At 67.7% G+C, this 20,577-nt stretch carries 1 protein-coding gene and 1 pseudogene; both read right to left on the bottom strand.

All coding sequences use genetic code 11. The features are described 5' to 3' along the window. Positions 1 to 250: 250 nt before the first annotated feature. Positions 251 to 9,244 (bottom strand): annotated as a pseudogene (locus tag ABZ293_RS31190) (type I polyketide synthase); the annotation flags it as partial. 136 nt (positions 9,245 to 9,380) lie between these two features. Continuing rightward, the gene (locus tag ABZ293_RS31185; protein WP_355186487.1) at positions 9,381 to 20,561 is read right to left on the bottom strand and encodes a type I polyketide synthase; all 11,181 of its coding nucleotides are present in this window, start codon (positions 20,559 to 20,561) and stop codon (positions 9,381 to 9,383) included. Positions 20,562 to 20,577 lie beyond the last annotated feature (16 nt).

Raw genomic sequence — 20,577 nt, 5'->3', positions numbered from 1 at the left:
CGAGCTGCGTCTGGATGAAGTCCGCCAGTTCCTCTGCCGATGCGGACCGCAGGGCGTCCTTGGTATCCGCAATCCCTGGAACCCCTACCGTGTCACGGCATTTCAGGAGGAGATGTTCGAGACGCTGTGCGGCATCGCGGCGTTCGGGGCTATCCGGGCGAGTGTCGAGCAGCACGGCTTCCAGCTCGTCCACCGCACGCAGCACTCGCTTCTCCGCGGCATCGGTCTCGCCGACGCCTAGTTGGCGATGGAGGTGTGCGGCAACGGCCCGGGAGGTGGGATGGTCGAAGATCAGGGTCGCCGGAAGTGCCAGCCCGGTCGCGAACCTCAATCGGTTGCGAGCATCGACGGCGGTCAGCGAATCGAATCCGAGGTCCTTGAAATTGCGGTCGGGTGCGACCACATCGGATGCGGTGTGGCCCAGAACCATCGCAACCTGGTCGCGCACCAGGTCGAGCAGCAGACGTTGTTGTTCGGCCGCGGGCAAGCCGGTCAGCCGCTGCCGCAACACGGCTTCCGACTCCGCCGTGGCCGCGGTGTCGTCCTGTTCGTTCCGCAAGACCGCCCGCACGTCGGGGAGGTCCGCGATGAGCGGCCGATGGCGCAGCATCGTGTAGGGCCCGGTGAACAACGTCCAATCCATGTCGGCGATGGTGAGCACGGTTTCGTTGTTGCCGACCGCCTGACTCAGTGCCCGCAGAGCGGTATCCGGGTCCATCAACCGCACGCCCCTGCGTTCGAGATAATCGGCCGCGCCGGTGGTCTCGGCCATCCCGCCGCCCGCCCAGCCGCCCCAGGCCAGTGCCGTGGCGACCAGTCCGCGGGCACGCCGGTTTTCGGCGAGACCGTTCAGGAACGCGTTGCCCGCGGCGTACCCGGCGCCGCCGCTGTTGCCCCACGTCGCGGCGCCGGAGGAGAACAGCACGAAGGCATCGAGCGGACGCTCGCCGAGCAGGTCGTCGAGGTGCTGGGCGCCTGCGATCTTGGGGGCAGCGACAGCGGCGAGCGCGGCCGGATCGGTGTCGGTGATCCGACACTGCGATTCCACTCCGGCCGCATGGATCACGGCGGTCAAGGGGATGTCGCCGTCATCGATTGCCGTCAGTGCCGTGGCCACCTCGTCGCGATCGGTCACATCGCAGGCCAGGATCGTGACACGGCCGCCGAGCGACGTCAGCTCCGCCGCCAGCTCACCGGCACCGGGAGCGCGCGGGCCGCGTCGGCTCAGCAGCACGACATGCGCTGCACCGCCCCGCACCAGCCACCGGGCGAGATGCGCGCCGATACCGCCGGTGCCGCCGGTAACCAGGACCGTTCCCCGTGGCGTCCACGATCGGTTCAGACCTGATTCGGGCAGCGGCGCCCGCATCATCCGCCGACCGTAGCTGCCCGACGGGCGCAGCGCGATCTGATCTTCGCCATCATCGCGTGACAGCAAGCCCGGCAGTCGGCGCAGGAGCGCGGAATCCCATTGGGCGGGCAGGTCGATCATGCCGCCCCACCGGTCCGGGAGCTCCAGACCTGCCACCTGGCCGATGCCCCACATCGGCGCTTGGCGTGTGCTGTCGACCCGCTCGGCGGGACCGACCGCGACCGCGCCGCTGGTCACACACCATAGCGGGACACCGACACCCACATCGCTCGCAGCCTGTAGGAGAAGAAGATTCCCCAGTACGCCTCGGGTCAAGGCGGTAGCCCGGGTACTGGGCCGATCATCCAACGCGGCGAACGATACGACACCGGATAATTCGCTCGCCGCATGTTCGCGACGGAGCAGGTCGGTGACCTCGTGCCGCGTCATCCGGTCGGCATCGATCTCTATCCTTCGCACGTCGACGCCCGACTCCTGAAGCGCCCCAACCGGATCTCCGTCGAGCGCAGCACCGGCCGAGACGACGACAAGCCACGTGACCGACTGCTGGATCGGGCGCTCCGCGAGTCGGGCCCATTCGATCCGGTAACGCCAGGAGCCGATCACCGACCGGCTTCGGCGCCGCGAGCGCCAGGACGACAGCAGTGGCAGGACCTCTCCGAAGCGGCGATCCGGGTCGATGCCGAGCACATCGGTGTCGGCGTCGTCGACGGCACGCCAGAACTCGCTGTCGATGGCGTCCTCGGCGGCCGACAGGTCGGATCCGGAGCCCGCCGCCCGCTCCAGCCAGAAGTGGCGCCGTTGAAAGGCATAGGTGGGCAACGGCACCCGCCGTGGCGTGCAGCCTTCGAAGACCGCCGGCCACCGTGCACCCGACGCGTCGACGACGTCCACGCATGCTGCCGCCATCAGTACCGTCGATGCTTCAGTGCGGTCCTTGCGCAAGGCTGGGACCACGAACTCCGCGGACTCCAGGCACTGCTCTATCAAGCTCGTCAGTCCACCGTCTGGACCCGCCACCACGAACCGGCTCGCCCCAGCTGCCTCGAGCGCCCGGATTCCGTCGGCGAAGCGCACCGTTTCGCGAACATGCCGGACCCAGTACTGCGGCGACACCAACTCCGAACCAGCCAACCCACCAGTCACATTCGACACCACCCCAATCGTGGGCTCATGGAACTCGAGACCCGCCACCACCTCAGCGAACTCCGCCAGCATCGGCTCCATCAACGCCGAATGAAACGCATGCGACACCCGCAACCAACTCACCCGACACCCCATGCCCTGCAACCCATCCACGACCGCGGACACCGCATCCCGAGCACCGGACAACACCACCGAACCCGGACCGTTCACCGCCGCAACAGCCACCCCATCGATCAACAGCGCACGCACCTGCGCCTCCGACGCCGCCACCGCACACATCACCCCACCCGACGGCAACCCCTCCATCAACCGACCACGCGCCACCACCAACACCACCGCATCCCCCAACGACAACACACCAGCCACATACGCAGCCGCCACCTCACCAACCGAATGACCAACCACAAAATCCGGCCGAACCCCCCACGACTCCAACAACCCGAACAACGCCACCTCAACCGCAAACAAACCCGCCTGCGCAAACACCGTCCGACTCAGCAGCTCTTCGTCAGATCCCCAAACAATCTCGGTCAACGAACACCCCAACTGTTCATCCAACCGACCAACAACCTCATCGAACGCCGCAGCAAACACCGGATACGCCGCATACAAACCCCGACCCATACCCAGCCACTGCGCACCCTGCCCCGGAAACACCAGCGCCGTCTTCCCCACGGTATCCACTGCGCCCAGCGCCACCCCTGTCGACGACCTGCCTTCGGCCAGTTCCGCCAACCCGGATAGCAATTCCGACTGATCGACACCGACCACCACCGCACGATGCTCGAACCGCGACCGCGTCGTCGCCAGCGACCACCCCACATCGACCGAACCCAGCTCAGGGCACGCCAGCAGATAGGCAGACAGCCGTTTTGCCTGCGCTACCAATGCCTCTCGGCTCCGCCCGGACACCACCCACGGCACCACAGGCAATGGGTGCGCTTCATCGCCGGGGTGGTCCTTCTCGATGGTGCCCGGAATATGAGTCGCCGGATCGACCGATGCTTGTTCCAGTACGACATGAGCGTTGGTGCCGGAGATCCCGAACGACGACACGGCGGCCCGGCGCGGTCGCCCGGTATCGGGCCACGGCCGCTGCTCGGTCAGCAGCGCGAGCCCGCCCGCGCGCCAGTCCACATGCGGTGTCGGTGCGTCCACATGCAAGGTCTCGGGCGCTATGCCGTGCCGCATGGCCTGCACCATCTTGATGATCCCGGCCATGCCGGCCGCGGCCTGCGTATGACCGATATTCGACTTGATCGATCCCAGCCACAGTGGCCGATCGTCCGGACGGTCCCGCCCATAGGTCGCCGACAGCGCCTGGGCCTCGATCGGATCACCCAACCGAGTCCCTGTCCCGTGTGCCTCGACCACATCCACATCGGCGGCACCGACACCAGCATTCGCGAGGGCCTGACGGATGACGCGCTGCTGCGACGGACCATTCGGCGCGGTCAAACCATTCGACGCACCATCCTGATTCACCGCGCTGCCCCGAACCACCGCCAACACCGGATGCCCGAGACGCCGCGCATCCGAAAGCCGCTCCACCACCAGCACGCCGACACCCTCCGACCATCCGGTGCCGTCCGCTGCCTCCGCGAACGGCTTGCACCGGCCGTCCGGGGCCAAGCCACGCTGGCGGGAGAATTCGACAAAGGGCTCCGGCGTGGCCATCACGGTGACCCCACCGGCCAATGCCAGCGTGCATTCACCCGAGCGCAGCGCCGCCATGGCCTGGTGCAGGGCAACCAGACTCGACGAGCATGCCGTGTCCACCGACACCGCGGGCCCTTCCAGGCCGAGCGCATACGACACCCGCCCCGACACCACACTCGACGCGGTGCCCGTCAACAAGTAGCCCTCGGCACCGGTCTCGCTGCCCGTGCCTGCCCACACATTGCCGTAGCCCTGGACCGACACCCCGACGAATACGCCGGTGTTACTGCCGCGCAGGGACCCCGGTTCGATGCCCGCGTGTTCGATTGCTTCCCAGCATGTTTCGAGAAGCAATCGCTGTTGCGGATCCATGGCCACGGCTTCGCGGGGGCTGATCCCGAAGAACGCCGCATCGAATTCGCCGGCGTCGGGCAGGAAGCCGCCCTCCCGGACATACGACTTGCCGGCCGCCGCCGGATCCGGATCGAACAGTCCTGCCACATCCCAACCCCGATCGGCCGGGAACCCGGAGACCGCGTCCCGTCCCTCTGCCACCAGGTGCCACAGTTCATCAGGCGAGGTCACACCGCCGGGGAAGCGACACCCGATCCCCACGATGGCCACCGGCTCGGTGGAGACCGCGACCATCGGCGCCGTCGTCACCTCCGCAGGCCGTCCGGTCAGCTGACGGTTCAGATAGGCTGCGACGGCCGCGGCGGTCGGGTAGTCGAAGACGAGAGTCGTGGGAAGTGCGAGTCCGGTCACGGTTTTGAGCCGGTTGCGAGCATCCACGGCGGTGAGCGAATCGAAACCCAACTCCTGGAAGTTGCGATCTGCTGCCACCGCATCGGCCCCCGTGTGGCCCAGGACCGCTGCGACCTCGCTCCGTACCAGCTCGAGCAGCACCCGCAATTGTTCGGGCTCGGCCAACCTGGCAAACCGTGCCCGCCATGCCGATTCAGGACTGCCTGTTTCAGTGTTGTTCGTCCGTACCGATTCGGGTACCAACTCGCGCAGTAGCGGCGCGACTGTTCCCGCCCGCGCGGTCAGGGCCGCCGGATCGAATCGGGCAGCAACCACTGCGGCCCGGGGCTGGTTCAGGGCGGCGTCGAACAACGACAGTCCCTGCCCGATCGACAATCCCAGCACACCGCCACGAGTCATCCGCGCGGTATCGGAATCACCCAGACGCCCGGTCATTCCGATCCTCGACGACCAAAGGCCCCACGCAATGGATGTGGCAACCAAGTCATGTGTCCGACGGAGCGCGGCCAAGCCGTCCAGGAAGGCATTCGCCGCCGCATAGTTGCCTTGGCCCGGCGCGCCCAACACTCCGGCCACCGAGGAGAACATCACGAACATCGCCAGATCCAGATCCCGGGTCAGCTCGTGCAGATACCACGCCGCGTCTGCCTTCGCGGCCAGCGCCACGTCCATCCGCTCCGGCGTCAACGACCCGATCACACCGTCATCGAGCACAGCCGCCGCATGCACCACACCCACCAACGGCGACTCAGCAGGAACCTCGGTCAACAAGCCTGCTACCGCATCGCGATCCGACACATCACAGGCCACAACCTCCACCCGAGCCCCCAGCCCGGTCAGCTCCCCGACCAATTCCTCCGTCCCCACCGCAGCCATCCCCCGACGACTCACCAGCATCAGCGACTCGACACCACACTCGACCACCAAATGCCGAGCCACCACCGCGCCCAAACCACCTGTGCCACCGGTGATCAACACCGTCCCTCCGGCAAGCGTGACCGCCTCCGGCTCCCTATCGCGGTCGTCTGCTCGGACCAGCCGGGCCGCATACAGCGCACCTTTGCGCCGGACCACCTGGGACTCCCCGCATTCCGATACCGCCGAGACGATGTCCGTCAGATCAGCGCGGCCCGTTGATTCATCTATGTCGGCGAGCACGATCCGACCGGGATCCTCCGATTGCGCCGACCGCACCAAACCCCAGACCGCCGATCCGGCCAGATCCGTGACATTCTCATCAGCGGCATCCGCCGCGCCGCACGTCAGGACCAGCAACGTGCTCGACGCGAATCGCTCTTCGCTCGAAAATGCCTGTAGCACAGCCAGTACCCGGTGCGTCGTGACGTGCGTGGCGGCGAGGACATCGGCCGCTTCGCCACGTCGGCAGTCGAGCACGACCAGCGGCGGCAGCACGCCCGAGCCGAGTTCCTCGGTCGCGGATTCGATTTCGGTCCACTCGATGAACGACCTCGACGCCGGGTCCGTGGGCGCCGGTATCTCGATCCACCGCACGGTATGCAGTTGGTCGGCGGCCGAGGGCCCCGCGTCCACCGGTCGGGCCTTCGGGACCAGCCAGTACCGCTGCCGCTGGAAGGCATATGTCGGCAGGGCCACTTGGCGCGGTGCCGTTCCCGCGAATACGGCGTCCCAGTCGACAGTGTCACCGGACACGAACAGCCGTGCCGTCGCGGCCAGTGGCGCGAAGGCCTCCACACGGTCCTTGCGCAGGGCTGGCACCACCACAACATCCGCATGATCGGCACACTGCTCGATAAAGCTGGTCAAGCCTCCATCGGGACCAACTATTACGTATCTGGTCGCGCCCGCCTCCCGCAGCGCACGTACTCCATCGGCGAAGCGCACCGTCTCCCGCACGTGCCGCACCCAATACTCCGGTGACAGCAGCTCCGAACCCGCCACCGCACCAGTCACATTCGAAACAACCGGAATGGCCGGGTCGCCGAATGACAAACCACCGACGACGTCGGCGAACTTCGCCAGCATCGGCTCCATCAGCGGCGAATGGAACGCGTGCGACACCCGCAACCAGCTCACCCGTCTCCCCGCCAGCGCGAAGTGATCCACTATGGCGGACACCGCATCCCGGACGCCGGATACCACCACCGAGCGAGGCCCGTTCACCGCCGCAACCGCCACCTGATCGGTCAGCAACGGCAGCACCTCCGCCTCGGTGGCCGCGACCACGGCCATCGCCCCACCCGTAGGCAACGCCTGCATCAACCGGCCCCGCGCCACCACCAAAGACGCTGCATCGTCCAACGACAGGACATCAGCCACATGCGCCGCCGCCACCTCACCCACTGAATGACCACTCACGAAATCCGGTCGCACGTCCCAGGATTCGAGCAGTCGAAATAGCGCGACACCGACCGCGAACAACCCCGCCTGCGCAAACACCGTGGCATCCAACGCCCCCGCATCCGAACCCCAGATGACGTCTCGCACCGAACGATCAAGCTCCACGTCCAACCGTGCGACAACCTCATCGAAGGCGGTCGCGAACACCGGGTACGCCGCATACACACCCTGCCCCATGCCGAGCCACTGCGCCCCCTGGCCCGGAAACACCAGAGCAGTCTTGCCCGGCGCGCCCACCACGCCGTGCACTACTCGTTCTGACGGAGTCCCCGCCGCCAATGCCCGCAGACCCGACAGCAATTGCGCGCGGTCGGCTCCCAACACCACCGCACGGTGCGCGAACCGCGACCGCGTCCTCACCAGCGACCACCCCACATCCGCGGGCGTCGAATCCGAGCTTTGCCAGGTCCACTCCGACAACCGTGCCGCCTGCGCCGCCAAAGCCTCGTGACTCCGCGCCGACAGCACCCATGGCACCACCGAGAGCTCGCCGCCACCGGAACCTCCGGAATCGGCGGGGCCGGGGATCGCCGAGCCCGCCGTAGGGGCCTGCTCCAAGATCACGTGCGCGTTGGTGCCGCTCACTCCGAACGACGAAACGGCAGCCCGGCGCGGACGGTCCCCGACATGCCATTCCCGTTGCTCGACAAGGAGTTCCACCCGCCCGCTGTCCCAATCGACCCGCGACGATGGTGCATCCACATGCAGTGTCGGCGGCAGCACGCCCCGCCGCAGTGCCTCCACCATCTTGATCACCCCGGCCACACCCGCCGCGGCTTGCGTGTGACCGATATTCGACTTGATCGAACCCAACCACAACGGGTCACCCGATTCCCGGCCCTGCCCATAGGTGGCCAAGAGAGCTTGCGCCTCGATCGGGTCACCCAAGGTCGTTCCGGTCCCGTGCGCTTCCACCACATCGACTTCGGCGGCCGACACTCCGGCGTTCGCCAACGCACGGCGGATCACCCGCTGTTGCGACGGACCATTCGGCGCCGTCAACCCATTCGACGCACCATCCTGATTCACCGCACTGCCGCGAATTACCGCCAACACCGGATGCCCGTTGCGCCGAGCCTCCGAAAGACGCTCCAGCACCAGCACTCCCGCGCCCTCGGACCATCCCGTGCCGTCAGCGGACTCCGCGAACGGCTTGCATCGCCCATCCGGTGCCAGGCCCCGCTGCCGGGAGAACTCCACGAACGCGGCCGGTGTGGCCATGACGGTCACACCACCGGCCAAGGCCAGCGAGCACTCATCCGAACGTAGTGCGGCCACCGCCTGATGCAGCGCAACCAACGACGACGAGCACGCCGTATCCACCGACACCGCCGGTCCTTCCAGGCCGAGCACATACGACACACGCCCCGACACCACACTGGACGCCGTCCCGGTCATCAGGTGCCCCTCGACACCGTCACCGACCTGCACGCCCACCCCGTACCCGGACCCGACCACGCCGACGAAGACACCGGTATCGCTGCCACGCAGTGACGTCGGCGTGATTCGCGCGTCTTCGAGTGCTTCCCAGCATGTTTCGAGCAACAGCCGCTGCTGTGGATCCATGGCCGCGGCCTCGCGCGGACTGATCCCGAAGAATCCGGCGTCGAATTCGGCAGCCGCATCGACGAAGCCGCCTTCGCGCACGTACGACTTGCCCACCGCTGCCGGATCCGGATCGAACAGACCCGCCACGTCCCAGCCGCGGTCGCCGGGGAATTCGGAAACCGCGTCCCGGCCCTGGGCTACCAGATCCCACAGATCCGACGCGGAGGCGACACCGCCGGGGAAACGACAACCCACACCCACGATCGCCACCGGCTCGGGCGTGCGTGCCTCGAGATCGGCCACCCGGCGACGGCTCTCCCGCAGATCCGCGGTCACGCGGCGCAGCAGGTACTGGAGCTTTTCCTCATTCGTCATGGGGCCATCGCCTTCTCGGAGATCTACGCGGTCCGCGGGGCTGATTTCCCTACCGCTCATGACTGCGCCTCGCTGTGGCTCGGCTCCGTCATGACCGAGATGTCCGCTGTGTCGATTGCTCGCTCGCTGCGCTCACTCATGAGATGCCGAATTCGTCACGCAGGACATCGAAGACATCGTGGTCGTCCATCGACATCAGCTCCGAGAGTCCGCCGCCGTCGTGGTCCGCGTCCGGGTGGACGTCCGATACCGGGTTCGCCAGTTTCGCGAGTCTGCGCCGCACCTCGTCGAGCAGGCTTCGGTCGGCCGCTATCGACACCATCGCCGCTTCCAGGTCGTCCACCATGGTCATCACGGTCGATCCATTGCCCAGCAACGCTTCTCGGATGTGCCGCGCGAGCAGGGCGGGTGTCGGATGGTCGAAGACCGCGGTCGCCGGTAGCCGCAGCCCGGTGGCCTTGTTCAGCCGGGTACGCAGCTCGACCGCGGTGAGCGAGTCGAAGCCGAGGTCGCGGAAGGCTTGTTCGGCATCGAGTTCATCGGTGGTGGTGTGGCCGAGTACAGCCGCAGTGTGGGCCCCGATCAGCCGCACGATGGTCGCGCGCTGTTCGTCGTCGGGCAGGTCTACCAGCCGTGCGGCGAATCCGGCGTCCGATACCAGCTGCTGCGACGCGCCCTCTGCCGCCAACAGTTGCGCGACCGCGGGCAGGCCGTGCAATAGGGGACGCGGACGCGCGATGGCGAGGGCCGGGTAGAACCGCGACCAGTCGACGTCGGCCACGACCAACGTCGTCTCCTCGGCGGTGATGGCCTGGTGCAGCGCGGCGGTCGCGAGCTCGGCGGGCATCGAGATCAGCCCGAGTCGATCGAACTGCCTGCTCGTATCGGCGTCGATCGGGTCACCGGTGGCCACCATGCCCCAGGCGATCGTCATTGCGGGCATGCCTGCGCTGCGGCGGTATTCGCTGAGGGCGTCGAGGTAGGCGCTGCCCGCCGCGTCAGCGGCTCGGCCACCGGCACCCCAGACTCCGGCGCCGGACGAGAACGACACCAGCGCAACCTCCCCGCCACGCTCGGCGAGGAGTTCGTCGAGTACCCTCGCCCCGATCACTTTCTCCGCCACTGCCTCGGCAAACGAGGCGGCCTCCAGTTCATCGACCGATCTGTCGAATGTCGTTGCTGCGGTATGGAATACGGCAGTCAACGGATGCTCGGCGGAAATGCCGTCCAGAATGCGGGTCAGCGCGGGCCGATCGGTGAGGTCATCGGTGACGGTCCGTACGGGTGTCCCGCTGGCCTCGAGTTCCGCGGCCAGCTCCGCTACGGCCGCCGCGTCGCGATCGCCGGTGACCACGACGAGGCGCGCGGTGCCGAATCCGGCCAGCCACCGCGCAGTGTGCGCACCCAGCCGGTCCGCACCGAGCGTGATCAGGATGGTGCCCGTCGGTGTCCACGTCGACGACTGCGCGGTCGTCGCCGGCACGGGCACCAACCGCCTCAGGTACACCCCGGAAGGCCGCACCGCGACCTGATCTTCATCCTCGGCGCCCGCCACGACGGTGCAGACACGATCCCAGGTGCGCCCGTCGATCGTGGCGGGGAGATCGATCAATCCGCCCCAGCGAGCGGGGTGCTCCAGTGCCACAACCCGGCCGAGGCCCCACACCGCCGCCTGTGCCGGATCTGTGAGGACATCCGGCGCGCCGACCGATACCGCTCCGCTCGTCACGCACCACAGCGGCCGTTCCAGTCCGGCGTCGCCCATACCTTGCACCAAGCCGAGCGTCCCGGCCACACCCACCGACAGCGCAGGCGAAGCCGAGAGCGGGCGCGAAACGGTCGACAGCAGCGACACCACCCCCGCGACAAGATCCGTCCCGCCAATCGATTTCGCGACCGTGTCGAGCAGCCGAGCCCGCCACTGCGCGCGGTCACCGACCGAGGCGTCGTCAGGCGCCGTGACGACAACGACATCGGCACCGCGTGCCCGCAGCGCCGCGGCGCACTGTTCGGTTGTCGCGGCCCTGTCGCATTCGTGGGGCGCAACGAGCAACCAGGTACCCGCCGCGACCGCGACGTCGCTGTCGGTGCCGGATTTCCACTCGACCCGGTACCGCCATCCATCTACTGTGGCGCGGGCCTGCTGTGCCTTGCGCCACGACCGCAGCGCGGGCAGCACCGGCAGCCATGCTTCGGCGGCAACCCCGTCGGAGCCGGCGGTGAGCCTGTTCGCCAACTCCTGTGTGTCACCCTGCTCCACCAACCGCCAGAAATGCTCGTCCACGCCATCCGACGCGGTCGAGCCTGGTTCGGCACCTGCGGCGAACCAGAACCGCTGACGTTGGAAGGCATACGTAGGCAATGGCACTCGCCGCCCGGCCAGCCCGATATCCGATAGTGCGCTCGCCCAGTCGATATCGATACCGGTGGTGCACAGTTCGGTCGCGGTGCCGAGCAGGCGTTCACTGTCGTTCTCCGCACGTCGCAGACTGCCCACTACCACACCGGGTTCCGCTGCCGTGTCGAGAGTTTCGGCGATCCCCGAGACGAGTACCGGATGGGGGGAGACCTCCAGGAACGTGCGGTGCCCAGCACGGGCCAGCGCGGCGACGGCGTCATGGAAACGAACGGTGCTGCGTAGGTTGGCGAACCAGTACGACGCATCGAGCGTCGCCGTGTCGATCTGCCCGCCGGTGACGGTCGAATAGAACGCCACTTCTGCCTGCTGTGGTTCGATCACCGCCAGCTGCTCGACCAGTGCCTGTTCGATCTGGTCGACGTGCGCCGAGTGCGACGCATAGTTCACCGGGATTCGCCTGCACCGGATCTCCTGCTCGGTCAGCATTCGTTCGATGCCGTCGAGGGCCTGCGCCGGACCCGACAACACCACGGTGTCGGGGCCGTTGACCGCTGCGATCGACACCTGATCCGCGCCGCGCCACGTGCCGAGACGCACATGGACGTCGGACTCCGGCAATGCGACCGACAGCATGCCGCCGTCACCGGCGAGTTCTCGCAGTGCGCTGCTACGCACCGCGACTACGTGCGCCGCCTCGCGCAGCGATAGCGCACCCGCCACACAGGCCGCAGCGATCTCCCCCTGGGAGTGCCCGACGACCGCCGACGGCGTCACACCCCAGCGCCGCCAGACCGCGGCCAGCGACACCATGACCGCGAACAGCACCGGTTGCACCACATCGACACGGTCGAGTTCCGGCGCGCCCTCCGCGCCCATCAGCACATCGCGCACCGACCAACCGATCCAGGGCGAGAGTGCGGCATCACAGTCGGCCAGCCGCTCCCGGAACACCGCCGAGTCGGCCAGCAACACTCGGCCCATCCCGGCCCATTGCGATCCCTGTCCTGGAAATACCCACACGACTCCGGAATCGGACCCTGGCATCGGGCCGTCGCCGTCGGTTTCTTCCGAAGCAACCGCTCGCAGGCCGTCGAGCAGTTCGGCGTGATCCCGGCCGACGACGACCGCACGATAGGCGAACATCGACCGCGTCGATGCCAACGACCAACCGACGTCCACCGGATCGACATCACGATCACGCACATGCGCGAGCAACCGAGCAGCCTGGGCCCGCAAGGCCGCGCCCGACTTCCCCGACACCACCCACGGCACGACCGCTGTCGTCGACCGTGGCGCCGCGGCGGTCGCAGTGGCCATCGATTCGGTCGGCGGTTCCTCCAGGATCACGTGCGCGTTCGTTCCGCTGATGCCGAACGATGACACCGCCGCACGCCGTGGCAGTCCTTCGGTTGTCCATGCACGCGGCTCGGTCAACAACTCGACGGCACCGGCCGACCAATCCACCTGCGGTGAAGGCTGTTCCACGTGCAGGGTCTTCGGCAGCACGCCTCGCCGCATCGCCTCGATCATCTTGATCACCCCGGCCACACCGGCCGCGGCCTGGGTGTGACCGATATTCGACTTGATCGATCCCAGCCACAGCGGCCGATCCGCGGGCCGATCCTGTCCGTAGGTCGTCAGCAGTGCCTCGGCCTCGATCGGATCACCCAATCTCGTTCCCGTTCCATGCGCCTCGACGACGTCCACCTCGGACGCGGCGACACCGGCATTCGCCAACGCCTGCCGGATAACCCGTTGCTGCGCAGGACCGTTGGGGGCGGTCAAACCGTTGCTGGCGCCATCCTGATTCACGGCGCTCCCGCGTACGATCGCCAGCACCGGATGGCCATGCCGCTGTGCATCGGAAAGTCTTTCCAGCACAAGCACTCCGACACCCTCCGACCAGCCCGCTCCATCGGCGGCGGCCGAGAACGACTTACAGCGGCCGTCCGGCGACATGACCCGCTGCCGGGAGAACTCCACGAAGGTCCTCGGTGTCGGCATCACCGTGACCCCGCCCGCCAATGCCAGCGTGCATTCACCTGATCGGAGTGATTGCGCCGCCAGATGCAGCGCCACCAACGACGACGAACAGGCGGTATCCACCGACAGAGCAGGGCCGGTCAAACCCAGGCTGTAGGCAATGCGGCCCGACGCCACACTCGTCGTGACCCCGGTCAACGACAGCCCGGCCAATTCCGGTGGCACCGCACCGACCGCGGGCCCGTAATCCTGCGCGATCACCCCGGTGAAGACACCGGTTGCACTGCCTCGCAACGACATCGGATCAATCCCCGCGTCCTCCAACGCCTCCCACACCGTCTCCAGCAACAACCGCTGCTGCGGATCCATCCCCAATGCCTCCCGCGGACTGATCCCGAAGAACCCCGCATCGAACTCCGCGGCGTCATAGAGAAACCCACCCGACACCGCGTAGCTCTTGCCCACCGCATCCGGATCGGAACTGAACAGACCGAGATCCCACCCGCGATCCACCGGCAGCCCCGACACCACATCCACCCCGTCGGCGACCAACCCCCACAGCCCCTCGGCCGACCCGACGCCGCCCGGAAAGCGACACCCCACACCGACAATCGCCACAGCGTCGCCATCGGTGCCGACAGTCGACGCCCGCACCGATACGGTAGGACTCACCCTCGACCCGAACAGTCCACTCAGGAATTCGGCGAGCTCGGTCACGGTCGGGTGGTCGAACAGGAGCGCGGCCGGTAGCTTGACCCCGAGCAGCTTGGTCAGCCGATTACGCAATTCGACTGCCGTCAGCGAATCGAACCCCAATTCCTTGAACGCGCGGCCAGCCCCGATAGCTGTCTTCTCATGTCCGAGGACCGCCGCCACCTCACCGGCTATCAGCTCGCCGAGCAGCACGAGCCGCTGCTCGGCAACGAGACCGGCGAGCCGCTCCCGCCACGACGAACCATGCACTGCCGACCCGATCGCCATGCGCCGCACCGGAACCCGCACCAGTCCCCGCAACACGCTCGATACCCCACCGGGATTCGCCCGCAGCGCCGCGGGATCGAGACGTGCCGGAACGATCACAGCAGCGCCGATTGCCACCGCCTCGTCGAACAACCGCAGACCCTGTTCGGCATCGAGCGCGGCGATCCCGCCGCGCGCCATCCGATCCAGGTCGGCGGCACGAAGATGACCGGTCATTCCACTGGCCTGCTCCCACAAGCCCCACGCCAGCGATGTCCCCGGCAGCCCGAGACCGCTCCGATGCCGAGCCAACGCGTCCAGGAACGCATTCCCTGCCGCATAGCCTGCCTGGCCCGCCGTCCCGATCAGCCCGGTCAGCGACGAGTAGAGGATGAACCCCGTCAGATCATGATTTCTGGTCAGTTCGTGCAAGTTCCACGCACCCGCCACCTTCGGCGCCAGCACCCGGTCCACTTGCTCCGCCGACAACGACGTCACCACACCGTCATCCAGCACGCCCGCGGCATGGACCACCACCCGCAACGGTCGTTCGCCCGGAACCGCATCCAGCACCACCGACAGTGCTTCCCGATCGGCGACGTCACACGCCGCGACGGTGACACTCACCGCACCGAGCTCGAGCAACTCCGATCGCAACCCCGCCACCGCCGCGGACCCACCCCGGCTCACCAGCAGTAGGTGCCGAATCCCGTGCTCGGCAACCAGGTGGCGAGCCAGCATCGCCCCCAACGCCCCGGATGCCCCGGTGATCAGCACGGTTGCGTCCGGATCCCAGACCGCGTCGATACCGAGCACATTCTTCCCGACGTGCCTGCCTTCACGCATGAACCGGAAGGCGTCACGGGCCCGGCGGATATCCCACACCCTGGCGGGCAGCGGCTGGAATTCTTTCTGCCGGAACAGCTCCAAGACCTCGGCGAGCAGCTGCCCCATGCGCTCGGGCCCGGCATCGAGCAGGTCGTATGCGCGGTAGGTGATCGTTGGGTGGTGTCCGGCGATCTCTTCGGGCTGACGGATGTCGGTCTTGCCCATCTCCACGAACCGTCCGCCCGCCGCGGTCAGCCGCAGCGACGCGTCGACGAATTCGTGGGCGAGCGAGTTGAGTACGACATCAACGCCCCGCCCCGCTGTCGCCGTACGGAACCGAGCTTCGAACTCGATCGAGCGGGAAGACCCGATGTGCGCCTCGTCCACCCCGAGTCCGCGCAGGATGCCGTGTTTGGCCGGGCTCGCGGTGGCGTACACCTCGGCGCCGAGATGGCGGGCCAGCTGAATCGCGGCCATGCCGACGCCACCGGCACCCGCGTGCACCAGCACCGTTTCACCCGCACGCAGTCCAGCCAGGTCGACCAATCCGTAGTAGGCGGTCAGGTAGACCACCGGCACGGTTGCGGCGCGCGGGAACGACCAGCCGGCAGGCATCGGGGCAAGCATCCGCGCATCCGCGACCGCCACGGGGCCGAACGCGCGCAGGAACACACCCATCACCCGGTCGCCCGGAGCCAGGTCGTGCACTGCCGCACCGACTTCCAGGACGACACCCGCCCCTTCACTGCCGAGCACCAGGTCGCCCGGGTACATCCCCAATGCCATCAGCACGTCGCGGAAGTTGACTCCAGCGGCCCGCACCGCGACCCGGACCTGGCCCGGCGCCAACGGCACCGTTGCGGCGTCGCTCGGCACCAGCGCCAGCGCGTCGATCGCGCCCACGTCCGGTGCGTCGAGCCGCCAGCTCGGTGCGTCGGGTGCCGCGAGCGCGGTGGTCGTCGCCCGGGCGAGGCGGGGAACGCGGGCCAGCCCGTCGCGCAGCACCAGCTGCGGTTCGGCCGAATCCACTGCGGCGGGCAACATTTCCCATGACCGCGGGGAATTATCCAGATCGATCAGTACGAAGCGGTCCGGGTTCTCGGTCTGCGCCGAGCGCAGCAGACCCCACAGCGCCGCACCGGCAAAACCACCCGTCGGCGCACCGATACACGTGCGGTCTGCGACCCCGTCGTCGTCGAGTACTGCCGCACCCTGGGTCAGGACCACCAACCGGATGTCCGCGAAGAGTGGTTCGGCGAGCCAGGTCTGGATCAGCGCAAGCGCGTCGTGCACGGCGCCGTGCACGTCCTCGACCACATCTCCGGCACGCGTCGGCATCGCCACCACCACGGCGGCGGGCACCGGTGCTCCCGACCCCAGTGCATCCCGCAGCGCCCACAGGTCGGCGAATGATCTGCCGCTGTCCATCACGGCGAGATCCGTCCACGGCGCGGCGTCGGTTCCGATGAACACCTGATCCCACCGACTCCGCGCACCATCGGGCACTGTGACCGGCACCCAGTCCAGCTCGTACAGCGAATCGTGCGGCGACTTATCCGCCGCCCGCAAGGATGCGGCCGAGATCTCCCGCAGCACAAGCGACTCCACCGTCGCAACCGGTTCACCCGCGTCGTCGGCCAGTGCTACCGACACCGCCTCCTGCCCCACCGGTGACAATCGAACCCGCAGGCGCGTCGCGCCGTGCGCGTGGATGCGCACCCCGCTCCACGAAAACGGCACGCCGCCCTGCCGCTGCGGCTCGACGACACCGGGCAGCAAGGCATGCAACGCGCTGTCGAACAGGGCCGGGTGCAGCACGAACTCGTCGCTGTGTGCCTCCGCCAGCACCACTTCGGCGAAGATTTCGTCGTCGCGTCGCCATACCCGCCGCAATCCTTGGAATGCCGGGCCGTACTCGTAGCCGTGTTCGGCAACCCGCTCGTAGGCGCCGGTAAGCTCGACCTCGGCCGCACCGATCGGCGGCCACTCCGGCAACTGCCGCGCCGTCGTACCCGATCCGGCGCCGAGCATCCCCGTCGCGTGTAGCGTCCAGTCGGTCTGCGCCCCTGCCCCGCGAGGCAGCCGCGAATACACGGCGACCACCCGCCGGCCCGCATCGTCCGGCGCGGCCACCACGACCTGAAGTCGAACCTCGTCCCGCTCCGGGACGGTCAACGGGGCCGTCAAAGTCAGGTCATCGACCCGCCCGCAACCGACCCGATCTCCGGCCGCGACAACCAACTCCACGAACGCGGTCCCCGGCAACACCGTCACCCCGGACACCGCGTGATCGGCGAGCCACGTGTGCTTCGCCGAGGACAGTCGTCCCGTCGCAACCAGGCCACCGTCGGCCAGCTCCACGGCCGCCTCGAGCAACGGATGCCCGCCGACCGTCAGGCCGGCCCCCGCGAGGTCCGCGACTCCGGCAACCGGCCGCAGCCAGAACCGTTTCCGCTCGAACGCGTACGTCGGCAGCGCCACACGCCGCCCACCTGGCAATGCCGCGGCCCAGTCCACCGGAACACCGTGCACGAACATCCCGGATGCCTGCCGGAGCAGCTCATCCAGTCCGCCGCGATCACGCCGCAGGGTTCCGAAGACCGCGGCCGCCCCGCCTCGATCCTCGACGATGTCCTGCACCCCGGCGGTCAGGACAGGATGCGGGCTCACCTCGACGAACACTGTGTGCCCCGCGGCCGCCAGGCCGTGCACCGTGCGCTCGAATTCCACTGGCTCGCGGAGATTGCGGTACCAGTACACGGCATCCATTGCCGTGGTGTCCAGCCGCCCGCCGGTGACCGTGGACCACACCGGCACCTGTGCCGAAAGCGGTGTGACACTGCGTAATTCGTTCGTCAACTGCGCACCGACCGGCTCGACCTGCACCGAATGCGATGCGTAGTCGACCGGAATCCGGCGAACCGCGACCCCTTCGGACTCGAGTGCCGCGCACAGCTCGTCCACCGCCCCGATCTCGCCGGACACCACCGTGGTCCGTGGGCCGTTCACCGCCGCCACCGACAGCCGCCCACCCCATCTCGCCAGTGCGGCCTCCACCGCATCGCGCGCCAGCGGAATCGACAGCATCCCGCCGGTGCCTGCCAGTTCGGCCAGCAGTCGGCTGCGTCGGGCAACGATCAGTGCCGCGTCGGCCAACGACAGGCCTCCCGCCACACAGACCGCGGCAATCTCCCCTTGTGAATGCCCAACCACGGCAGCCGGCACCACGCCGAGCGACCGCCACACCTCCGTCAACGCCACCATCACCGCGAACAACACCGGCTGTACGACATCGGCTCTGTCCAAAGACTTCTCCTCGGCACCGCGCACGACATCCACGACCGACCATCCGAGCAAGGGAGTCAGTTCGCGGTCGCAGCGCGCCAAAGCCTCTGCGAATACCGGTGAGTCGGCCAGGACGCCCCGCGCCATGCCGGCCCACTGAGATCCCTGGCCAGGGAATACGAAAACGACCTCGCTCGTCGCGGCTTCGGCCGATCCGATGCCGATGTCTCCGCCGCTCTCGCCACCGGCTACCGCACCCAACCCGGCGAGCAGTTCGGTTCGATCCCGGCCGACCACCACTGCACGATGAGCGAACAACGACCGCGTCGACACCAGCGACCAACCCACATCTACCGGATCGAGATCCCGATCCCGCACATGCCCGAGCAGCCGAGCCGCCTGCGCCCGCAACGCCGATGCCGACTTCGCCGACACCACCCATGGCACGACCGGGATTTCCGGCCGCACTGTTGAGCCTGCGCCGCCCGCCGGGGCATCCACCCTGTCGTCGGCTACCTCGGCGGGCGCCTCCTCGATAATCACATGTGCGTTCGTCCCACTGATCCCGAACGACGACACCCCGGCACGGCGCGGCCGACCGGACCGTTCCCATCTTCTGGGTTCGGTCAACAACTCCACCGCACCGGTGGACCAATCCACGTGCGGCGACGGCTGATCCGCATGCAAGGTCTTCGGCACCACCCCTCGTCGCATCGCCTCGACCATCTTGATCACCCCGGCCACACCGGCCGCGGCCTGAGTGTGACCGATATTCGACTTGATCGAACCCAGCCACAGCGGGCGATCGACCGGCCGATCCTGCCCATACGTCGCCAGCAAGGCCTGCGCCTCGATCGGATCGCCCAACGTCGTTCCAGTGCCGTGAGCCTCCACCACATCGACCTCGGCGGCGACAACACCGGCGTTTGCCAACGCCTGACGAATCACCCGCTGCTGCGACGGACCATTGGGCGCGGTCAGGCCATTCGACGCACCATCCTGATTAACGGCGCTACCGCGCACGACCGCCAGCACCGGATGCCCCAACCGCTGTGCATCGGAAAGCCTTTCCAGCACAAGCACTCCGACACCCTCCGACCACCCCACCCCGTTCGCGTCGGCCGAGAACGATTTACAACGCCCGTCCGGCGCCAAACCGCGCTGCCGGGAGAACTCGATCAGCGTCTCGGGTGTCGACATCACCGTGACCCCGCCCGCCAATGCCAGCGAGCATTCGCCCGAACGGAGTGATTGCGCCGCCAGATGCAAGGCCACCAGCGACGACGAGCAGGCGGTATCCACCGACACGGCAGGGCCGACCAGACCCAAGGTGTAAGCGACGCGACCCGAGAGAACACTGCCCGCGGTTCCGGTCAGAATCGCGCCTTCGATCTCGGCGGGTGCGCGTCCGGCGGGCGGTGCGTAGTCGTGGTACATGACTCCGGTGAAGACGCCGGTCGCACTGCCTCGCAACGACACCGGATCAATCCCCGCATCCTCCAACCCCGCCCACACCGACTCGAGCAGCAACCGCTGCTGCGGATCCATCCCCAACGCCTCACGTGGACTGATCCCGAAGAAGCCCGCATCGAAATCGGCCGCGTCGTACAGAAACCCGCCCGCACGCGCATAGCTCTTGCCCACCGCATCCGGATCGGCATCGAACAAGTCGGGATCCCACCCCCGATCAACCGGCAACGCCGACACCACATCCACCCCGTCGGCGACCAGCCCCCACAATCCCTCGGCCGACTCGACACCGCCCGGAAAGCGACACCCCACACCGACAATCGCCACAGCCTCGCGTTGTCGGTCCTCGACATCGCGCAAACGGCTGCGAAGGTCACGCGCATCCGTAATCGACCGCTTGAGATGTTCGCGGAGCTTGTCTTCGATACTCATGGGGATACTTCCTCGA

The organism is Nocardia sp. NPDC005998 (assembly GCF_040614395.1).
Classification (GTDB): Bacteria; Actinomycetota; Actinomycetes; order Mycobacteriales; family Mycobacteriaceae; genus Nocardia.
This window is presented reverse-complemented; position numbering and strand designations above follow the sequence as displayed.

What these genes read in the sequence shown, in the direction of transcription:
- ABZ293_RS31185 (WP_355186487.1), bottom strand. Translation starts at nt 20,561, where the DNA reads ATGAGTATCGAAGACAAGCTCCGCGAACATCTCAAGCGGTCGATTACG.